General features: G+C 65.2%; 19 protein-coding genes and 1 tRNA gene. 17 read left to right on the top strand and 3 right to left on the bottom strand.

Annotation, left to right across the window (positions count from 1 at the left end):
* Positions 1–3 precede the first annotated feature (3 nt).
* The 3 genes from AC1DY5_RS06680 to AC1DY5_RS06670 are packed head-to-tail and all read left to right on the top strand — an operon-like array spanning position 4 to position 2,219.
* Complete coding sequence (locus AC1DY5_RS06680) at positions 4–627, top strand: DsbA family protein (protein ID WP_478109916.1); 624 nt, start codon at positions 4–6, stop codon at positions 625–627.
* 2 nt (positions 628–629) lie between these two features.
* Complete coding sequence (locus AC1DY5_RS06675) at positions 630–1,313, top strand: dienelactone hydrolase family protein (RefSeq protein ID WP_478109912.1); 684 nt, start codon at positions 630–632, stop codon at positions 1,311–1,313.
* Between the two features lie 15 nt (positions 1,314–1,328).
* Positions 1,329–2,219 carry an amidohydrolase family protein gene (locus AC1DY5_RS06670; protein WP_478109910.1) on the top strand — a complete coding sequence of 297 codons (891 nt, stop codon included), beginning with the start codon at positions 1,329–1,331 and terminating at the stop codon, positions 2,217–2,219.
* Here AC1DY5_RS06670 and AC1DY5_RS06665 read toward each other — a convergent pair.
* Positions 2,212–3,114 carry a LysR family transcriptional regulator gene (locus AC1DY5_RS06665; protein WP_478109907.1) on the bottom strand — a complete coding sequence of 301 codons (903 nt, stop codon included), beginning with the start codon at positions 3,112–3,114 and terminating at the stop codon, positions 2,212–2,214. The two genes, AC1DY5_RS06670 and AC1DY5_RS06665, sit on opposite strands and share 8 nt — an antisense overlap.
* Positions 3,115–3,236: 122 nt before the next feature.
* On the opposite strand from AC1DY5_RS06665, the gene AC1DY5_RS06660 reads away from it, so the two are divergent.
* Complete coding sequence (locus AC1DY5_RS06660) at positions 3,237–3,587, top strand: alpha/beta hydrolase (protein ID WP_478109904.1); 351 nt, start codon at positions 3,237–3,239, stop codon at positions 3,585–3,587.
* 214 nt (positions 3,588–3,801) lie between these two features.
* A complete protein-coding gene (locus AC1DY5_RS06655) occupies positions 3,802–4,170 on the top strand; it encodes a DUF4148 domain-containing protein (RefSeq protein ID WP_478109902.1) in 369 nt (122 codons plus the stop codon).
* Between the two features lie 63 nt (positions 4,171–4,233).
* On the opposite strand, the gene AC1DY5_RS06650 is transcribed toward AC1DY5_RS06655, so the two are convergent.
* Together AC1DY5_RS06650 and hemB are read right to left on the bottom strand one after the other, a co-directional pair.
* Complete coding sequence (locus AC1DY5_RS06650) at positions 4,234–5,370, bottom strand: magnesium transporter CorA family protein (RefSeq protein WP_478109898.1); 1,137 nt, start codon at positions 5,368–5,370, stop codon at positions 4,234–4,236.
* Between the two features lie 12 nt (positions 5,371–5,382).
* Positions 5,383–6,387 carry a porphobilinogen synthase gene (gene hemB, locus AC1DY5_RS06645; RefSeq protein WP_478109896.1) on the bottom strand — a complete coding sequence of 335 codons (1,005 nt, stop codon included), beginning with the start codon at positions 6,385–6,387 and terminating at the stop codon, positions 5,383–5,385.
* Positions 6,388–6,734: 347 nt separating this feature from the next.
* On the opposite strand from hemB, the gene AC1DY5_RS06640 reads away from it, so the two are divergent.
* The 12 genes from AC1DY5_RS06640 (at position 6,735) to nusG (ending at position 16,378) form a co-directional block, all read left to right on the top strand.
* A complete protein-coding gene (locus AC1DY5_RS06640; protein WP_478109893.1) occupies positions 6,735–7,163 on the top strand; it encodes a CopD family protein in 429 nt (142 codons plus the stop codon).
* 5 nt (positions 7,164–7,168) lie between these two features.
* Positions 7,169–8,290: a VanZ family protein gene (locus tag AC1DY5_RS06635; RefSeq protein ID WP_478109891.1), complete on the top strand. Its 1,122-nt coding sequence runs from the start codon at positions 7,169–7,171 to the stop codon at positions 8,288–8,290.
* A 9-nt stretch (positions 8,291–8,299) separates the two neighbouring features.
* On the top strand, positions 8,300–8,653 hold the full coding sequence (locus AC1DY5_RS06630) for a (2Fe-2S) ferredoxin domain-containing protein (RefSeq protein WP_478109890.1): 354 nt from the start codon (positions 8,300–8,302) through the stop codon (positions 8,651–8,653).
* A 13-nt stretch (positions 8,654–8,666) separates the two neighbouring features.
* Entirely contained in the window at positions 8,667–9,299 is a 633-nt protein-coding gene (locus tag AC1DY5_RS06625; RefSeq protein ID WP_478109888.1) for an alpha/beta hydrolase, read from the top strand.
* 23 nt (positions 9,300–9,322) lie between these two features.
* Positions 9,323–10,492: a D-alanyl-D-alanine carboxypeptidase family protein gene (locus tag AC1DY5_RS06620; protein WP_478109886.1), complete on the top strand. Its 1,170-nt coding sequence runs from the start codon at positions 9,323–9,325 to the stop codon at positions 10,490–10,492.
* A gap of 172 nt (positions 10,493–10,664) precedes the next feature.
* Positions 10,665–11,042, top strand: coding sequence for a 30S ribosomal protein S12 (rpsL, locus tag AC1DY5_RS06615; protein WP_013543948.1), 378 nt, complete (start codon positions 10,665–10,667; stop codon positions 11,040–11,042).
* Positions 11,043–11,189: 147 nt separating this feature from the next.
* Positions 11,190–11,663 (top strand): 30S ribosomal protein S7, encoded by a 474-nt coding sequence (rpsG, locus tag AC1DY5_RS06610; protein ID WP_478109883.1) that lies wholly within the window; start codon positions 11,190–11,192, stop codon positions 11,661–11,663.
* A gap of 86 nt (positions 11,664–11,749) precedes the next feature.
* Entirely contained in the window at positions 11,750–13,852 is a 2,103-nt protein-coding gene (gene fusA, locus AC1DY5_RS06605) for an elongation factor G (RefSeq protein ID WP_478109881.1), read from the top strand.
* Positions 13,853–13,960: 108 nt separating this feature from the next.
* Positions 13,961–15,154, top strand: coding sequence for an elongation factor Tu (gene tuf, locus AC1DY5_RS06600; RefSeq protein WP_478109879.1), 1,194 nt, complete (start codon positions 13,961–13,963; stop codon positions 15,152–15,154).
* 13 nt (positions 15,155–15,167) lie between these two features.
* Positions 15,168–15,243: transfer RNA gene (locus tag AC1DY5_RS06595), tRNA-Trp, on the top strand.
* A 137-nt stretch (positions 15,244–15,380) separates the two neighbouring features.
* Positions 15,381–15,764, top strand: a complete 384-nt coding sequence (secE, locus tag AC1DY5_RS06590) for a preprotein translocase subunit SecE (RefSeq protein ID WP_478109876.1) — start codon at positions 15,381–15,383, stop codon at positions 15,762–15,764.
* Positions 15,764–16,378, top strand: a complete 615-nt coding sequence (gene nusG / locus AC1DY5_RS06585) for a transcription termination/antitermination protein NusG (RefSeq protein WP_478109914.1) — start codon at positions 15,764–15,766, stop codon at positions 16,376–16,378. The genes secE and nusG overlap by 1 nt, the downstream gene beginning before the upstream one ends.
* The last annotated feature ends 142 nt before the right edge of the window (positions 16,379–16,520 follow it).

Raw genomic sequence — 16,520 nt, 5'->3', positions numbered from 1 at the left:
CTCTTGAGCCGCACCATCGACTACTACTTCACGCCGCAAAGCCCCTGGACCTACCTCGGCCATGCGCGCTTCGCCGCCATCGCGAAGGCCGCCGGCGCCACGGTGCGCATCCGGCCGATCGATTTCGGCGCCGTGTTCCCGGTCTCGGGCGGATTGCCGCTCGGCAAGCGGGCGCCGCAGCGGCAGGCCTATCGCCTGGTCGACCTGGCGCGTTTCTCGAAGTACCTCGACATCGAGCTCAACCCCAAGCCCAAGTTCTTCCCGGTCGCCAGCGACGACGCGGCCCGGCTGATCATCGCCGCCGACCTGCACGATGGCACCGAGGCCGCGATGAAACTCTGCGGCGCGGTGTTCGCGGCGGTCTGGGTGCAGGAGCGCAACATTGCCGACCCGAAGGTGCTCGAGACAGTGGCGGCAGAATGCAGCCTCGACGCGCGCCGGGTCGACCAGGCGCAGAGCCAGGCGGTGCAGGAGCGCTATGAGGACTACACCCAGCAGGCCATCGACGCCAAGGTCTTCGGCGCCCCGAGCTACGTGATCGACGGCGAGATCTTCTGGGGCCAGGACCGGCTCGATTTCGTCGAACGCGCATTGAAAAAGCAACAACCATCCATTCAAGGAGCATGACCATGGGTCAATTCATCGATCTCACCGCCAAGGACGGTTTCACCTTTCCCGCCTACTTCGCCGAGCCGGCGGGCAAGCCGAAGGGCGCGGTGGTCGTGGTGCAGGAGATCTTCGGCGTCAACTCGCACATCCGCTCGGTGGCCGACGGCTATGCGGCCGAGGGCTACCTGGCGGTGGCGCCGGCCACCTTCCACCGCGTGAAGCATGGCGTCGATCTGGGTTACACCGAAGACGACATGAAGGCCGGCTTCGGGCTCAAGACCGCGGTCGAGGCGCTGCCCGCACCGGGCGTGCTGCAGGACCTCCAGGCCGCGGTCGACTACGCTGCGCGGGCCGGCAAGGTCGGCATCGTGGGCTACTGCTGGGGCGGGCTGCTGACCTGGCGCGCGGCGGCCGAGGTGACGGGCCTGGCTGCGGCCGCTCCGTACTACGGCGGGGGCATGACCAGCCCGGAGGAAAGCGCGCGCAAACCCAAGGTGCCGGTGCTGGTCCATTTCGGCAACAACGACCACTGGATTCCGCTCGAGACCGTCGACGCCTTCAAGAAGGCGCACCCCGAGGTCGAGGTGCACGTCTACGAATGCGGCCACGGCTTCAACTGCGACCAGCGCGGATCCTACGACGCGGCAGCCGCCAAGCTCGCGAAGGAGCGCACCCTGGCCTTCTTCGCCAAGCACCTCGGCTGAGCGGGGCGGCGGGCCGTGGCTGGCAGGCGCTGTCGCTTCGCGCCGTTCGCGCTGGCGGCGGCGCTGCTGGCGTCGAGCGCCTGGTCGGCCGACTATGCCGGCCCGCTTTTCGACACCCACCTGCACTACAACCAGGAGGCCTGGGACGGCAACACCGGGCCATATCCGCCGGCCGAGGCGCTGGCGCGCATGCAGCGCAACGGCGTCAAGGCGATCGTCGCCAACTCGCGCCCCAATGCCGGCACGCAGACCCTTGCGGCGGCCCGCGAGGCGCGCGAAGCCGGCGTGGCGGTGGTGCCCTTCGTGCGGCTCTACCGCAACCGAGACGACTACGGAAACTGGTTCCGCGACGACAGCATCTACGAGATGGTGCAGGCGGAGCTGGCCCGCGGAACGGCGAGCGGGCCTTACAGGGGACTGGGCGAGTTCCATCTCTACGACAGCGCCAATGCCAACGGGCCTGTTGCACGGAAACTCATCGTCCTGGCGGAACAGAAGCAGCTCGCGGTGCTGGCGCACGTGGACGACGTCGCAATCGACCTGCTGATGGCCCATGCGCCTTCCAAGGGCCGGGCGCTGCGCCTGATCTGGGCCCACACCGGCATCGGCGGCCCGCCGATCGAGCGGGTCCAGGCGCTGCTCGAGCGCTATCCGCTGCTGATGGGCGAGTTGTCGTACCGGCCCGGACTCACCTGCGATGGCGGCAAGCTATGCCCCGAGTGGCGCGCGCTGATCCTGAAATACCCCGACCGCTTCCTCGTCGGTTCCGACACCTGGGTCAACCAGCGCTGGAGCGCCTACGACGAGATCATGCGCGGCTACCGCAGCTGGCTCGGCGACCTGCCGCCGGAAGTCGCGCAGCGCATCGCCTGGGGCAACGCGGCGGCGATCTTCGGCATCAGGTAGCCGCCGGCTCGGGGTCGCGCACCCTTGCCTCGAGAAAATCCAGCAGCGCCCGCAGCGCGGCGCTGTTGTGGCGGCGTTGCGAGTACGCCGCGTACAGCCAGAGATCGCGCGGCATGAATTCCCTCAGTACAGGCACCAGTGCGCCGCGTTCGATGTGCTGCTGCGCCATGATCATCGGCACGCAGACGGCCCCGAGCCCGGCCAGCGCCACGCCGACCAGCGGTGCGGCGTCATTGGCATCCATGCGGCTGGTGACCGGCACGCTGTAGGGCTGGCCGTCGACCTCGAACGGAAGTTGCGGTCCGCCGCCCGCGAGCGAATAGGTCAGGACGTCGTGCCGGCGCATGTCGTCGGGCTTCTTCGGCATGCCGCGCCGGGCCCAGTAGGTCGGTGCCGCGCAAAGGGCCAGGTCCATCAGGCGCAACCGCCGCACGATCACGTTCTCGTCGCGGATGCGGCCCAGCCGCAAGGCGACATCGACGCCTTCCTCGACCAGGTCGATCACCCGGTTGCTCAGGTGCAGGCTCACGTGGACGTCGGGATAGGTGATCATGAATTCGCCGATCAGGCCCGAGAAGCTGCTTTGTCCCAGCCCGTGAGGCGCCGTGACCCGCACCCGGCCGCGCGGGTGCCCGGCGTGCCCCTGCAGTTCGGACTCGGTCCGCTCGATCATCTCCAGCAGCGGCTTGCTGCGCTCGAGCAGCAGGTGGCCGGCATCGGTCAGGCTAACCGAGCGCGTCGAGCGGTTCAGCAAGCGGACGCCGAAGCGGGTCTCCAGCTGCGCAACGTACTTGCTGGTGTTGGCCTTCGACATTCCGAGCGAGTGGGAGGCGCGCGAGAAGCTGCCGCGCAAGGCGACTTCTCGAAAGGTTTTGAGCAGTTCCAGACCGTCCATGGCACTCCATTGTTTCCGTTTGATGAACACGGTGATTCGTTTTTATAGGGTTTCTACTTAGAAATCCGAGGCAGACTCTATCCCACTGAGCTTTTCTCTCCACCACAACGAAGGACATTCGAATGAAGACCTCGCAGATCATTGCCGCTGCCGCCCTGTCGATCCTGGCCGCTGCCGGCGCCCAGGCCGAAACCTATGAAGGCGTGCAAGCTCCGGTGTCGGCCGCCAGCCGCGCCGAAGTGAACGCCCAGGCCGTGGTCGCGGCCCGCAGCGAGAACCCGTATGCGGACGGCGTGTCCTCGCGCGTCGCCCCGGCGCTGACCGCTTCGGCCGACCGTGAGGTCGTCCGCTCGCAGGCCGTGGCCACCGCCCATGAGCCAAACCAGAACCTGGATCGCAAGGCCTTCGTGAACAGCGTGGTGCCGTCGCAATACAACATCGCCCGCCCGGTGACCCAGCGCGCCGGTCTCTGATCCACGCCGTTTCCGGTCGAAAGCCGGGCCGTGCGAAAGCGCGGCCCGGCTTTTTGTTTGGCGGCTGTGGGAATCGTCATTGTTTCGATTAAGGAAACGCCGTGTCTCTTTTCTAAGTGTTTCCCCCTAGGGATTCCGTTCGACACTCGCTCGCACAGGCCAGCGACAGCGAGCCTGGTTTGAAACCAACTTCGAAGAATCCAAAGGAACTGAAATGAAGACCTCCCATATCCTCGCCGCTGCCGCCCTGTCCTTCCTCGCTGCCGCCGGCGCGCAGGCCGAGAGCTACGACGGCGTGCACAACGGCGTCTCGGCCAAGAGCCGCGACGAAGTCAGCGCCGAAGCTGTCCGCACCGCCGCCGCACCGAACCAGAACGTGGTGCGCGGTTCGCGCGGTGCCGAGCCTTTCAACCCGGTCGCCAATCCCGAGGCCGTGCGGGCCCAGGCCATCGCCACTGCCAGCGCGCCCGACCAGAACGTCAGCGCCGGTTCGCGCGTCAACAGCCGCGTGATTTCGACCATGAACAAGTCGGCCGAGCCGCGCGTGCAAGCCGAGAAGGAAGGCGCCGCCACGGCCAAGTAAGCCCGGCGTCTGCCTGACCCGAAGCCGGAAGGTGCGCGAGCACCGTCCGGCTTTTTCAATGGATCAGCGGGTTCGGGCCAGGTAGCGCTTGCGCCAGAAGACTACGACCAGGACGACCGCGATCACGCCCATCGACCCCATCGCGATCCAGAAGCCATCGGCCTTGTGCACCAGCGGGATGAATTCGAAATTCATGCCGAAGATGCCGGCGATCAGGTTCAGCGGCAGGAAGACCGCGGTCAGCGCGGTCAGCACCCGCATGATGTCGTTGGCGCGGTGGCCCTGGACGCTGAAATGCATCTGGACCGCAGTCTCGGCATTCTGCTCGAGCCGCCGAACATGGTGCACCACGCGCTCGATGTGCTCGAGCACGTCGCGGCTGCGCACCATGACCAGTTCGCGCTCGCGCTGCTCGGTGCTGCCGGCCGCCGGCGGCAGGGTCTCGAGCGAATCGATCCAGTCCTGGATCGCCGCGCGCTGGTCTTCGCAGATCTCGTCGAGGTGGTAGAGCGACTGGCGGGAGTCCATCAGCGCGCTCCAGTTGGTGAAGCGGCTGTGCGGGTCGATCAGTTCTGCCTGCCAGTGGTCGAGCTGGCGGGTCAGTTCGCGCCGCAGGTCGAGGTAGGCGTCGACGATCTGATTGATCACCCGCAGCATCAGGTCGGCCGGGCCCGAGGGAATGCGGGCGGAGACCGCGCGGACATCCAGCGCCGGGACCGGGCTGCGGCCGCGTTCGGCCGGTGCGGCGGCGGCCAGCAACTTGGCCGCGAAGGTATCGCGCACGCTGCCGTCCTCCGGGTGCACCGACAGCAGGACGCGGTCGAACACCGCGAAGCCCACCGGGCGCGTGTCGACCCGGCGCAGCACGCTGGGGCCGCCGCGGGCGGGCTCGTCGGGCTTCGGCGCCGGCGCCTTCCCGTTGGATGCGGCCAGCCGGCGGAACACCAACAGGTCGTACTGCGAGGTGTAGTCGAAACGCGAGGGCAACTGGTCGTTGACCAGGTCGCTCACGTGGAGGTCAAGCAGCAGGGTGCCGCACAGCGCCTGCAGCACCTCCTGCACCTGCGGCAGCGAGGACTGGAACTCCTCGCGGGTCAGCGACAGCCACAGATAGCCCCGCTCGCAGGCCCCCGGCGCCGCCATCGGCGCCAGCCCGTCGTGCTCGGTGACCTGCGTGCCGTCGATCTTGAAGATGCGCATGGAGGGCCGACCTCAGGGCTGTTTCAGCAGCCGGGCGGCATCTAGCGCGAAATAGGTCAGCACTCCGTCGGCCCCTGCGCGCTTGAAGGCCAGCAGGCTTTCGAGCATCACGGCGTCGTGGTCCAGCCAGCCGTTCTGCGCCGCGGCCTTCAGCATCGCGTACTCGCCGCTCACCTGGTAGGCGAAAGTCGGAACCCGGAACTCATCCTTCACCCGACGCACGATGTCCAGGTAGGGCATTCCGGGCTTCACCATCACCATGTCGGCGCCCTCGGCGATGTCGATCGCGACCTCGCGCAGCGCCTCGTCGCTGTTGCCCGGATCCATCTGGTAGACCTTCTTGTTGCTCTTGCCGAGGTTGGCGGCCGAGCCGACGGCATCGCGGAAGGGGCCGTAGAAGGCGCTCGCGTACTTGGCGCTGTAGGCCATGATCCGCGTATGGATGTCGCCACGCGCCTCGAGCGCGTTGCGAATCGCGCCGATCCGGCCGTCCATCATGTCGCTCGGTGCCACGATGTCGACGCCGGCGCGCGACTGTGCGAGCGCCTGCTTGACCAGCACCTCGACCGTCGGGTCGTTGAGGATGTAGCCGCTGTCGTCGAGCAGTCCGTCCTGCCCGTGGCTGGTGTATGGGTCCAGCGCCACGTCGGTCATCACGCCCAGTTCGGGAAAGCGCGACTTGAGCGCGGCCACCACCCGAGGAATCAGGCCCTCAGGGTTGAAGGCTTCGTCGCCGCCGGGCGTCTTCAGCCGGACATCGATGACCGGGAACAGCGCCATCACCGGAACGCCGAGCGCTACGCACTGCTCGGCCACCGGCAGCAGCAGGTCGAGACTCAGCCTTTCCACGCCCGGCATGGACGCCACTGCGTCGCGCCGCGTTTCTCCCTCCTGGACGAATACCGGATAGATCAGATCATGGGCCGAGAGCGAATGCTCACGTACCAGGTTTCGCGTGAAGGCGTCCCGGCGCAAGCGGCGCGGCCGGCCCGCGGGGAAAGGGGCGTGGATGGTCATGTCGAAAATTGTGCCCCAAGAGCACTGTGCCGCCTGGGAAAGACGAGCTTGGCAATCGTCTGTCTTCTTCTTGTGCAGGGGTGAACGGAAAACGAAGTGGTTGGTACTAGGTGTTTTAGCCATAAGTTCAAAAAAACGCTGTCGTTGCTTGATAGGTTGTTTTGCCTTTGTTAAATTCTGTCTTGGGCGGCTTGCCGCTCCCCGCTTTTCCTCCCTGAGCGGGTGCCTTGATGTGTGACAGCAAAAGGGCTTCTCAGCCCGGCGTTTTGACGTCGGGCTTTTTTTTGCGCGTCCGATGGCGGGCGGCCGCGACCTTGCGGCCCGTACGCGCCCACTAAACTGCCGCCATGCTTTGGGTCAAATCGCTGCACATCGTCTTCATTGCCAGTTGGTTCGCCGGGCTGTTCTATCTGCCGCGCATCTTCGTCAACCTGGCGATGGTCGCGCCCGAATCGGTCGCCGAGCGCAGCCGCCTGCTGCTGATGGCGCGAAAGCTGTTTCGCTTCACCACCCTCCTGGCGCTGCCGGCGCTCGGCTTCGGCCTCTGGCTCTGGCTCGGCTACGGCATCGGGCGCGGGCCGGGCAACGGGTGGATGCACGCCAAGCTGGCGCTGGTGCTGGTGGCGATCGGCTACCACCACGGCTGCGGCGTGCTGTTGCGCCGCTTCGTCGCCGGGACCGACCGCCGCAGTCACCGTTTCTACCGCTGGTTCAACGAGTTGCCGGTGCTGCTGCTGCTCGCGATCGTGGTGCTGGTGGTGGTCAAGCCCTTTTGAATGCGGTGGCCACGCAGCACAAGTCCGTCGCCTTGCCCCTAGCGCTCGCCTACGCGGCGCTGATCGTCTACGCCAGCCTCTATCCCTTCGCCGACTGGCGCGACCAGGGCATCGCGCCCTGGGCCTACCTGGCGGCGCCCTGGCCTAAGTACTGGACCGCCTTCGACTTCGGCATCAACGTCGTCGGCTACATGCCGCTGGGCTTCCTCGCCGCGATCGCGGTGATCCGCAATCGGCCGGCCACCGGCGTCGTGCGCGCGGTGCTTCGCGCCACCGCGGTCGGGGCCGCGATCTCCTTCGCCATGGAAACGCTGCAGAGCTACCTGCCGGCGCGCATTCCTTCCAATGTCGATCTCGGACTCAACATCGCCGGCACGCTGGTCGGGGCGGTGCTGGCGGCGGTGCTCGAGCGCCTGGGCGCCGTGGCGCACTGGCACCGGGCCCGCTCCAACTGGTTCGTCGACGACTCGCGCGGGGGACTGGTGCTGCTGGCCCTGTGGCCGATCGCGCTGCTGTTTCCGGCCGCCGTCAGCTTCGGCCTGGGCCAGGTGTTCGAGCGCCTCGAAGCCGCCATCGCCGACTGGCTGGTCGACACGCCCTTCATCGAATGGATGCCGGTGCGCCAGTTCGAACTGGAGCCCCTCGTGCCAGGCGTCGAGCTGCTGTGCGTCATGCTGGGCGCGCTGGTGCCTTGCCTGCTCGRCTTCCTGATCACCCGCTCGGTGGCCCGGCGAGCGATCCTGCTGCCGTCGATCCTGCTGGCGGGGGTGGCGGCCTCCGCGCTGTCGGCGGCCCTGAGCTACGGCCCGCCGCACGCCTGGGCTTGGCTGAGCCTGCCGGTGCAGGTCGGGATCGCGGCCGCGCTGTTCATCGGCGTGCTCTTGCTGGGCGCTCCCCGGCGCTTTTGCGCAGCCCTGCTGTTGATCGCCCTGGTGGTGCACCTGAGCCTGCTGAACCAGGCGCCCGAGAGTGCGTACTTCGCCCAGACGCTGGCGACCTGGGAGCAGGGGCGCTTCATCCGTTTCCACGGCCTGGCGCAATGGCTGGGCTGGATCTGGCCCTTTGCAACCCTTGCTTACGTGCTGGCCGTGCTGTCGCGCAGGGCGCCCGCAGCGCCGCCTCAATAGAATGAGCCGATGTCGAGTTCCAGCATTCCCCCGTCGGCGGGCTACTATGGCCGCCACATCTTCTTCTGCCTGAACGAACGCAAGACCGGCGAGGATTCCTGTTCGAAGCACGAGGCCCAGGCCGGCTTCGACCGCTGCAAGTCACGCGTCAGGGAGGCCGGACTGGCCGGACCCGGCAAGGTCCGGGTCAACAAGTCCGGCTGCCTGGACCGCTGCGCGGGCGGCCCGGTCGCGGTGGTCTATCCCGAGGCGGTCTGGTACACCTTTATCGATGCCGACGACATCGATGAAATCGTCGAATCGCACCTGAAGAACGGCGAAGTGGTCGAACGGCTCCTGCTGGCTCCCGACGTCGGACGCTGAGGGTCGGCCATCGATGAACTCCCGGACCGAGAAGCTCCAGATGCAGGGCGCCGCCGGCGCCATCGAAGTGCTGCGCGACCGTGCCGCCGACGGCTCGCCGGCGCTCGGCGTGGCGGTGATCGCGCACCCGCACCCGCTGTTCGGCGGCACCATGGACAACAAGGTGGTGCAGACGCTGGCGCGCGCCTTCGTCGCCTGCGGCTGGACCGCGGTGCGCTTCAATTTTCGCGGTGTCGGCGCCAGCGAAGGCGTGCACGACGAAGGGCGCGGCGAATGCGAGGACATGCGCGCGGTGGTCGAGCAAGTGGCGCCCGAGGGCCCGCTGGCGATCGCCGGCTTTTCCTTTGGCGCTTTCGTCGCCAGCTGTGCGGTCGAAAAGCTCTGGGCCACGCGCGACATCCACCACGTGGTGCTGGTCGGCACCGCGGCGTCTCGCTTCTCGGTCGCGACGCTGCCGCCCGCGGCCCACGAGCGTGCGCTGGTGGTCCACGGCGAGCATGACGACACGGTCCCGCTGGCTGCCGTCATGGACTGGGCGCGGCCGCAGTCACTTCCTGTGACAGTCGTTCCCGGGGGCGGCCATTTCTTTCACGGACAATTGCCCCTGCTCAAGAATCTTGTCGTCCGCCATCTGCGCGCGGGCTAGTCTTTTTCGTCTCCTCGCGGTCCATGAATCGTTTTGTTGAAGCGCTGCGCGCGTTCGCGGTGGCCGCTGCCGCTTCGATCTGTCTTGCCGCCGGAGCCCAGGTGCCGGCACCGCCCGAAATCGCCGCCCGCAGTTTCCTGTTGATGGATGTCACTGCAAACCAGATGCTGGCCCAGAAGGACATCGACAGCCCGGTCGAGCCGGCGTCGCTGACCAAGTTGATGTCGGCCTACCTGGTCTTCGACGCCCTCCGCGCCAAGAAGATCACCCTGGAGCAGACGCTGCCGGTCAGCGTCCGGGCCTGGAAGATGCCGGGCTCGCGGATGTTCATCGACCCGAAGATGCAGGTGCCGGTCGAGGACTTGGTCAAGGGCCTGATCGTGCAGTCCGGCAACGACGCCACGGTGGCGCTGGCCGAGGGCGTGGGCGGTACGGTCGAGCATTTCGTCGAGCTCATGAACGCGCAGGCCAAGGCGCTCGGCATGAACAACACGAGCTACAAGAATCCCGAAGGCCTGCCCGAGCCGGGCCACAGCACCACTGCGCGCGACCTGAGCATCCTGGCCACCCGCCTGATGCGCGACTTCCCTGACTACGTGCATTACTACTCAATCAAGAAGTACCGCTTCCCCGGCACACCGTCGACCAACGACACCAACCGCAATCTGCTGCTGTTCCGTGACCCGACCGTCGACGGCTTGAAGACCGGCCATACCCAGGCGGCGGGCTACTGCATGATCGTCACCGCCAAGCGCGACTTCCCGAACCTGACGGGCGGGCGCCGCCTGTTGTCGATCGTGCTGGGCGCCTCCAGCGAGAACGTGCGCGCCAACGAATCGCAGAAGCTGCTTAATTGGGGCTACACCGCCTTCGACGCGGTCCGTTTGTTCGAAGCCAACGAGGCGGTGGCCACGCCCGCGGTCTGGAAGGGCAAGGAAAACACCGTCAAGCTGGGCCGGCCCGAGGCTATCGTGGTCGCCGTGCCTGCCGGCGCCGCCAGCAAGATCAAKACCCAGGTGGTGCGCCCCGACCCGCTGGTCGCGCCCTTCACCAAGTTCCAGCCGATCGGCTCGCTGAAGATCACCCTGGGCGACGAGCCCGTGACCGAGGTGCCATTGGTGGCGCTCGACGCAGTCCAGCAAGCCGGTGTTCTGGGCCGCGCCTGGGACGCCGTCCGCCTCTGGATCAAGTAGCGCCCTGGCCGGGCTACACAAAGTGAGCCCGACCCGGGAGCGAGTGTTGTATACTCGTGGGCTTTTCGGAAAATCCGAAGGGATTCACGTTTTCGACCAAATCTTGGTCGTTTCCCCCGTCTGGCCGGTTCACGCCTAGGGTCTTCGGGGAAGTTTTGGGACTTATTCATTCATGCCAACCATCAATCAACTGGTGCGTCAGGGTCGGACGGTCGAAAAGATCAATTCGAAGAGCCCTGCCATGCAGAACTCGCCGCAACGTCGCGGTGTCTGCACCCGGGTCTACACCACGACCCCGAAAAAGCCGAACTCGGCGCTGCGTAAGGTCGCCAAGGTGCGCCTGACCAACGGCTTCGAAGTCATTTCCTACATCGGCGGCGAAGGCCACAACCTGCAGGAACACAGCGTCGTGCTGGTTCGCGGCGGTCGTGTCAAGGACTTGCCCGGTGTTCGCTACCACATCGTGCGCGGTTCGCTCGACCTGCAAGGCGTGAAAGACCGCAAGCAGTCGCGTTCCAAGTACGGCGCGAAGCGTCCCAAGAAGGCCTAAGGCTTTCTGGTTTTCATTCAGCGGTGTTCGAGTGCCCTGGCCGGCGCATCGAACGAAGTGACCCGATGTTGGGTCGAGTAAGTGAGAGTTCTTGTTGGCTCTCGCGGTGTCGGAAACGGCGCCAACTGAAGCAAAGAGGTTAGAAAAATGCCACGTCGTCGCGAAGTCCCCAAACGTGAAATCCTGCCGGATCCGAAGTACGGCAATGTCGAGCTGTCGAAGTTCATGAACGTGATCATGGAAGGCGGCAAGAAGGCGATCGCCGAGCGCATCATTTATGGTGCGCTCGACCAGATCGAGAAGAAGAACCCGGGCAAGGACCCGCTGGAAGCCTTCACGATGGCCATCAACAACGTGAAGCCGATGGTCGAAGTGAAGTCGCGCCGCGTCGGCGGCGCGAACTACCAGGTGCCGGTCGAAGTGCGCCCGGTCCGTCGTCTGGCGCTGTCGATGCGCTGGATCAAGGAAGCCGCTCGCAAGCGCGGCGAAAAGTCGATGGCCCTGCGTCTGGCCAACGAACTCATGGAAGCAACGGAAGGTCGTGGCGGCGCCATGAAGAAGCGCGATGAAGTGCACCGCATGGCCGAGGCCAACAAGGCCTTCAGCCACTTCCGCTTCTAAGAGTCGTCCCCCCAAATCAGACAGGCTGGAAGCCCGACCCACCGAGAGCGGTGGGCGGGCTTTCATCCGTTAACGGAGTAAATTTCATGGCACGCAAGACCCCCATCGAGCGCTACCGCAACATCGGTATCTCGGCGCACATCGACGCCGGCAAAACGACCACCACCGAACGCATCCTGTTCTACACCGGCGTGACCCACAAGATGGGCGAGGTGCATGACGGCGCCGCCACCACCGACTGGATGGAGCAGGAGCAAGAGCGCGGCATCACGATCACCTCGGCGGCCGTGACCTGCTTCTGGAAGGGCATGGACCACTCGATGCCCGAGCACCGCATCAACATCATCGACACCCCCGGCCACGTGGACTTCACCATCGAGGTGGAGCGTTCCATGCGCGTGCTCGACGGCGCCGTGATGGTGTACGACTCGGTCGGCGGTGTGCAGCCCCAGTCCGAAACCGTCTGGCGCCAGGCCAACAAGTACAAGGTGCCGCGTCTCGCGTTTGTCAACAAGATGGACCGGGTCGGTGCCAACTTCTTCCGCGTGCGCCAGATGATGGTCGACCGTCTGAAGGCCAGCCCCGTGCCGATCGTGATCCCGATCGGTGCCGAGGACAAGTTCCAGGGCGTGGTCGATTTGCGCAAGATGAAGGCCATCTACTGGGATGAAGCTTCGCAAGGCATGAAGTTCGACTACCGCGAGATCCCGGCCGAACTGCTCGAGTCCGCCAAGGAATGGCGCGAGAAGATGGTCGAGAGCGCTGCCGAAGCGTCGGAAGAGCTCATGAACAAGTACCTCGAAGAGGGCGACCTCTCCGAGGACGAGATCACCTTCGGCCTGCGCACGCGCACGATCGCCGGCGAGATCCAGCCGATGATGTGCGGCAGCGCGTTCAAGAACAAGGGCGTGCAGCGCATGCTCGACGCAGTGATCGAACTGATGCCCTCGCCGATGGACATTCCGCCGGTCGAAGGCACCGATGACGACGAGAAGGAAACCAGCCGCAAGCCGGCCGACGAAGAGAAGTTCTCGGCGCTGGCATTCAAGCTCATGACCGACCCGTACGTCGGCCAGCTGACCTTCGTGCGCGTCTACTCGGGCGTGCTGAGCAAGGGCGACACCGTTTACAACCCGGTCAAGGGCAAGAAGGAGCGCATCGGCCGTATCGTGCAGATGCACGCCAACGAGCGTCTCGAAATCGACGAAATCCGTGCCGGCGACATCGCCGCTTGCGTGGGTCTGAAGGACGTCACGACCGGCGAAACGCTGTGCGACCCGGACGCCATCATCACGCTCGAGCGCATGGAATTCCCCGAGCCCGTGATCTCGCAGGCCGTCGAGCCGAAGACCAAGGCCGACCAGGAAAAGATGGGCATCGCGCTGCAGCGCCTGGCCTCCGAAGACCCGTCGTTCCGCGTGCGTTCCGACGAAGAATCCGGCCAGACCATCATCTCCGGCATGGGCGAGCTTCACCTCGAAATCATCGTCGACCGCATGAAGCGCGAGTTCGGCGTCGAAGCCAACGTCGGCAAGCCACAAGTGGCCTACCGCGAAACCATCCGCAAGACGGTCGAAGATGCCGAAGGCAAGTTCGTTCGCCAGTCGGGCGGCAAGGGTCAGTACGGTCACGTGGTGCTCAAGCTCGAGCCGAACGAAGCCGGCAAGGGCTTCGAGTTCGTCGATGCGATCAAGGGCGGCGTGGTGCCGCGCGAGTACATCCCGGCGGTCGAAAAGGGCGTGATCGAAGCGCTGACACAAGGCGTGCTGGCCGGCTACCCGGTCGTCGACGTGAAGGTCACGCTGCACTTCGGTTCGTACCACGACGTGGACTCGAACGAAATGGCATTCAAGATGGCCGCGATCTTCGGTTTCAAGGAAGGCGCCCGCAAGGCTTCGCCGGTGATCCTCGAGCCGATGATGGCGGTCGAAGTCGAGACCCCCGAAGACTACGCCGGCAACGTGATGGGCGACCTGTCGTCGCGTCGCGGCATGGTGCAGGGCATGGACGACATGATCGGCGGCGGCAAGCTCATCAAGGCTGAAGTCCCGCTGTCGGAAATGTTCGGCTACTCGACCACGCTGCGCTCGGCCACGCAAGGCCGCGCCACGTACACGATGGAATTCAAGCACTACTCCGAAGCCCCGCGCAACGTGGCAGAAGCCATCGTCGCCTCGCGCTCGAAGTAATCCCGTTCTGTCTGCGACCCCGTGCCTCTCGTTGCCCGTGGCGAGAGAACCAGCAACAGGGTGCAGACGTTAAACCTCACACGGGCAATGCTCTTTCAAGGATAGAAAATGGCAAAAGGAAAATTCACCCGCACGAAGCCGCACGTCAACGTGGGCACGATCGGTCACGTGGACCATGGCAAGACGACGCTGACGGCGGCGATTGCCACCGTGCTGTCGGCCAAGTTCGGCGGCGAAGCCAAGGCCTACGACCAGATCGACGCGGCTCCGGAAGAAAAGGCACGCGGCATCACGATCAACACCGCGCACGTCGAGTACGAGACGGCCAACCGCCACTACGCGCACGTTGACTGCCCGGGCCACGCCGACTAYGTGAAGAACATGATCACCGGCGCCGCCCAGATGGACGGCGCGATCCTGGTGTGCTCGGCCGCCGACGGCCCGATGCCCCAGACCCGCGAGCACATCCTGCTGGCACGCCAGGTGGGTGTCGGCTACATCATCGTGTTCCTGAACAAGTGCGACATGGTCGACGACGCCGAACTGCTCGAGCTGGTCGAAATGGAAGTCCGCGAGCTGCTCGACAAGTACGAGTTCCCTGGCGACGACACCCCGATCATCCACGGYTCGGCCAAGCTGGCGCTGGAAGGCGACAAGGGCCCSCTGGGCGAGCAAGCCATCATGAAGCTGGCCGATGCGCTGGACACCTACATCCCGACGCCCGAGCGCGCCGTGGACGGCACCTTCCTGATGCCTGTGGAAGACGTGTTCTCGATCTCGGGTCGCGGCACGGTGGTGACGGGCGCGGTCGAGCGCGGCGTGATCAAGGTCGGCGAGGAAATCGAGATCGTGGGCATCCGCCCGACGGTCAAGACCACCTGCACGGGCGTTGAAATGTTCCGCAAGCTGCTGGACCAGGGCCAGGCCGGCGACAACGTCGGTGTGCTGCTGCGCGGCACGAAGCGCGAAGAAGTCGAGCGTGGTCAAGTCCTGTGCAAGCCGGGCTCGATCAAGCCGCACACGCACTTCACCGCCGAGGTGTACGTTCTGTCGAAGGACGAAGGCGGCCGTCACACGCCGTTCTTCAACAACTACCGTCCGCAGTTCTACTTCCGCACGACCGACGTCACCGGCGCGATCGAGCTGCCGAAGGACAAGGAAATGGTCATGCCGGGCGACAACGTGTCGATCACGGTCAAGCTGATCAACCCGATCGCGATGGAAGAAGGCCTGCGCTTCGCCATCCGTGAAGGCGGCCGCACCGTGGGTTCGGGCGTCGTGGCGAAGATCCTGGACGTCTGATCAAGGATTCCACAGGGGTATAGCTCAATTGGCAGAGCGTCGGTCTCCAAAACCGAAGGTTGTAGGTTCGATTCCTACTGCCCCTGCCACTTAGGTGGCTTCGCCAAAGCAGCCCGTCGCAGCCTGACGGGAAGGCAGAAAAAGCCCGTCACAGCCTGACGGGCTTCGGCGTCTCAGAAGACGCATTGAATTTGAAGGCCGCAAGGCCGCAGGAACAAAGCCCAAGATGGCCACTTCTCAAATCGAAACCGTGAGCACCGGCGCGGACAAAGCCAAGTTGGCTGCTGCCGCCGTGCTGGCGGTGGGCGCCATCGTGGCGTTCTATCTGCTCGCGCGCCAGGGTGCCGTGGTGCAGTGGGTCGCTTTGCTGGTCGGCCTGGCTGCTGCCGTGGGCGCCTTCGGGAGCTCCGAGAGCGGCCGCCAGTTGTGGGCCTTCGGCCGCGATTCGTGGCGCGAGGTCAAGAAGGTCGTCTGGCCGACCCGCAAGGAAGCGATCCAGATGACGGCTTACGTGTTCGCCTTCGTGGCGATCATGTCCCTCTTCCTTTGGCTTACCGACAAGACGCTCGAATGGGTGTTTTTCGACCTCATTCTGGGCTGGAGAAAATAATGACTGACGAAGCCGTCGAAGCAGAAACCACGCCGGAAGCCAGTCCGGAAATCCATCCGTTGCTGGCGCCCGCCGCCAATCCGGATCTGCGCTGGTACGTGGTGCATGCCTATTCCGGCATGGAGAAGGCGGTCGAGCGCAACATCCTCGAGCGCATCAACCGCGCCGGCATGCAGAGCAAGTTCGGCCGCATCCTGGTCCCGACCGAAGAAGTGGTCGAGATCAAGAATGGCCAGAAGCGCACCACCGAGCGCCGTTTCTTCCCGGGCTACGTCCTGGTCGAGATGATCATGGACGACGAGAGCTGGCACCTGGTGAAGCACACCAACAAGGTGACCGGTTTCGTCGGCGGCGCCAAGAACCGCCCGGCCCCGATTTCCCAGAAGGAAGTCGAGGACATCGTGGGCCAGATGCAGCAGGGCACCGAAAAGCCCCGTCACAAAGTGGAGTTCATCGTCGGCGAGTTCGTCCGCGTCAAAGAAGGCCCGTTCACCGACTTCAACGGCACGGTCGAGGAAGTCAACTATGAGAAGAGCAAGGTGCGCGTGTCGGTCATGATTTTTGGCCGCGCGACGCCTGTCGAGCTCGAATTCAGCCAGGTTGAAAAAACCTGAGATATTGCGGGACAGACCACGCGAAGCGTGCTCTGTCCTCAACTGATTAGATGGATCCTGCGCTTTTTCGACTCGGCGCAGGGTCTTGGTTCCAGAGTCGTCTAACCCCGGGGAGCTGCGGCTGAACAAGCCAAGGCGTCAT

Source organism: Variovorax sp. P4_D9, from assembly GCF_056401695.1.
Note: the sequence above shows the minus strand (reverse complement) of the source record. Positions and strands in the feature narration are given on the sequence as shown.

Coding starts and splice junctions, on each gene's coding strand:
- AC1DY5_RS06660 (WP_478109904.1), top strand. CDS start 3,237: ATGAAGACCTCGCAGATCATTGCCGCTGCCGCCCTGTCGATCCTGGCC.
- AC1DY5_RS06675 (WP_478109912.1), top strand. CDS start 630: ATGGGTCAATTCATCGATCTCACCGCCAAGGACGGTTTCACCTTTCCC.
- hemB (WP_478109896.1), bottom strand. CDS start 6,387: ATGACCATCCACGCCCCTTTCCCCGCGGGCCGGCCGCGCCGCTTGCGC.
- AC1DY5_RS06640 (WP_478109893.1), top strand. CDS start 6,735: ATGCTTTGGGTCAAATCGCTGCACATCGTCTTCATTGCCAGTTGGTTC.
- secE (WP_478109876.1), top strand. CDS start 15,381: ATGGCCACTTCTCAAATCGAAACCGTGAGCACCGGCGCGGACAAAGCC.
- nusG (WP_478109914.1), top strand. CDS start 15,764: ATGACTGACGAAGCCGTCGAAGCAGAAACCACGCCGGAAGCCAGTCCG.
- rpsG (WP_478109883.1), top strand. CDS start 11,190: ATGCCACGTCGTCGCGAAGTCCCCAAACGTGAAATCCTGCCGGATCCG.
- fusA (WP_478109881.1), top strand. CDS start 11,750: ATGGCACGCAAGACCCCCATCGAGCGCTACCGCAACATCGGTATCTCG.
- AC1DY5_RS06655 (WP_478109902.1), top strand. CDS start 3,802: ATGAAGACCTCCCATATCCTCGCCGCTGCCGCCCTGTCCTTCCTCGCT.
- AC1DY5_RS06650 (WP_478109898.1), bottom strand. CDS start 5,370: ATGCGCATCTTCAAGATCGACGGCACGCAGGTCACCGAGCACGACGGG.
- rpsL (WP_013543948.1), top strand. CDS start 10,665: ATGCCAACCATCAATCAACTGGTGCGTCAGGGTCGGACGGTCGAAAAG.
- AC1DY5_RS06665 (WP_478109907.1), bottom strand. CDS start 3,114: ATGGACGGTCTGGAACTGCTCAAAACCTTTCGAGAAGTCGCCTTGCGC.
- AC1DY5_RS06630 (WP_478109890.1), top strand. CDS start 8,300: ATGTCGAGTTCCAGCATTCCCCCGTCGGCGGGCTACTATGGCCGCCAC.
- AC1DY5_RS06625 (WP_478109888.1), top strand. CDS start 8,667: ATGAACTCCCGGACCGAGAAGCTCCAGATGCAGGGCGCCGCCGGCGCC.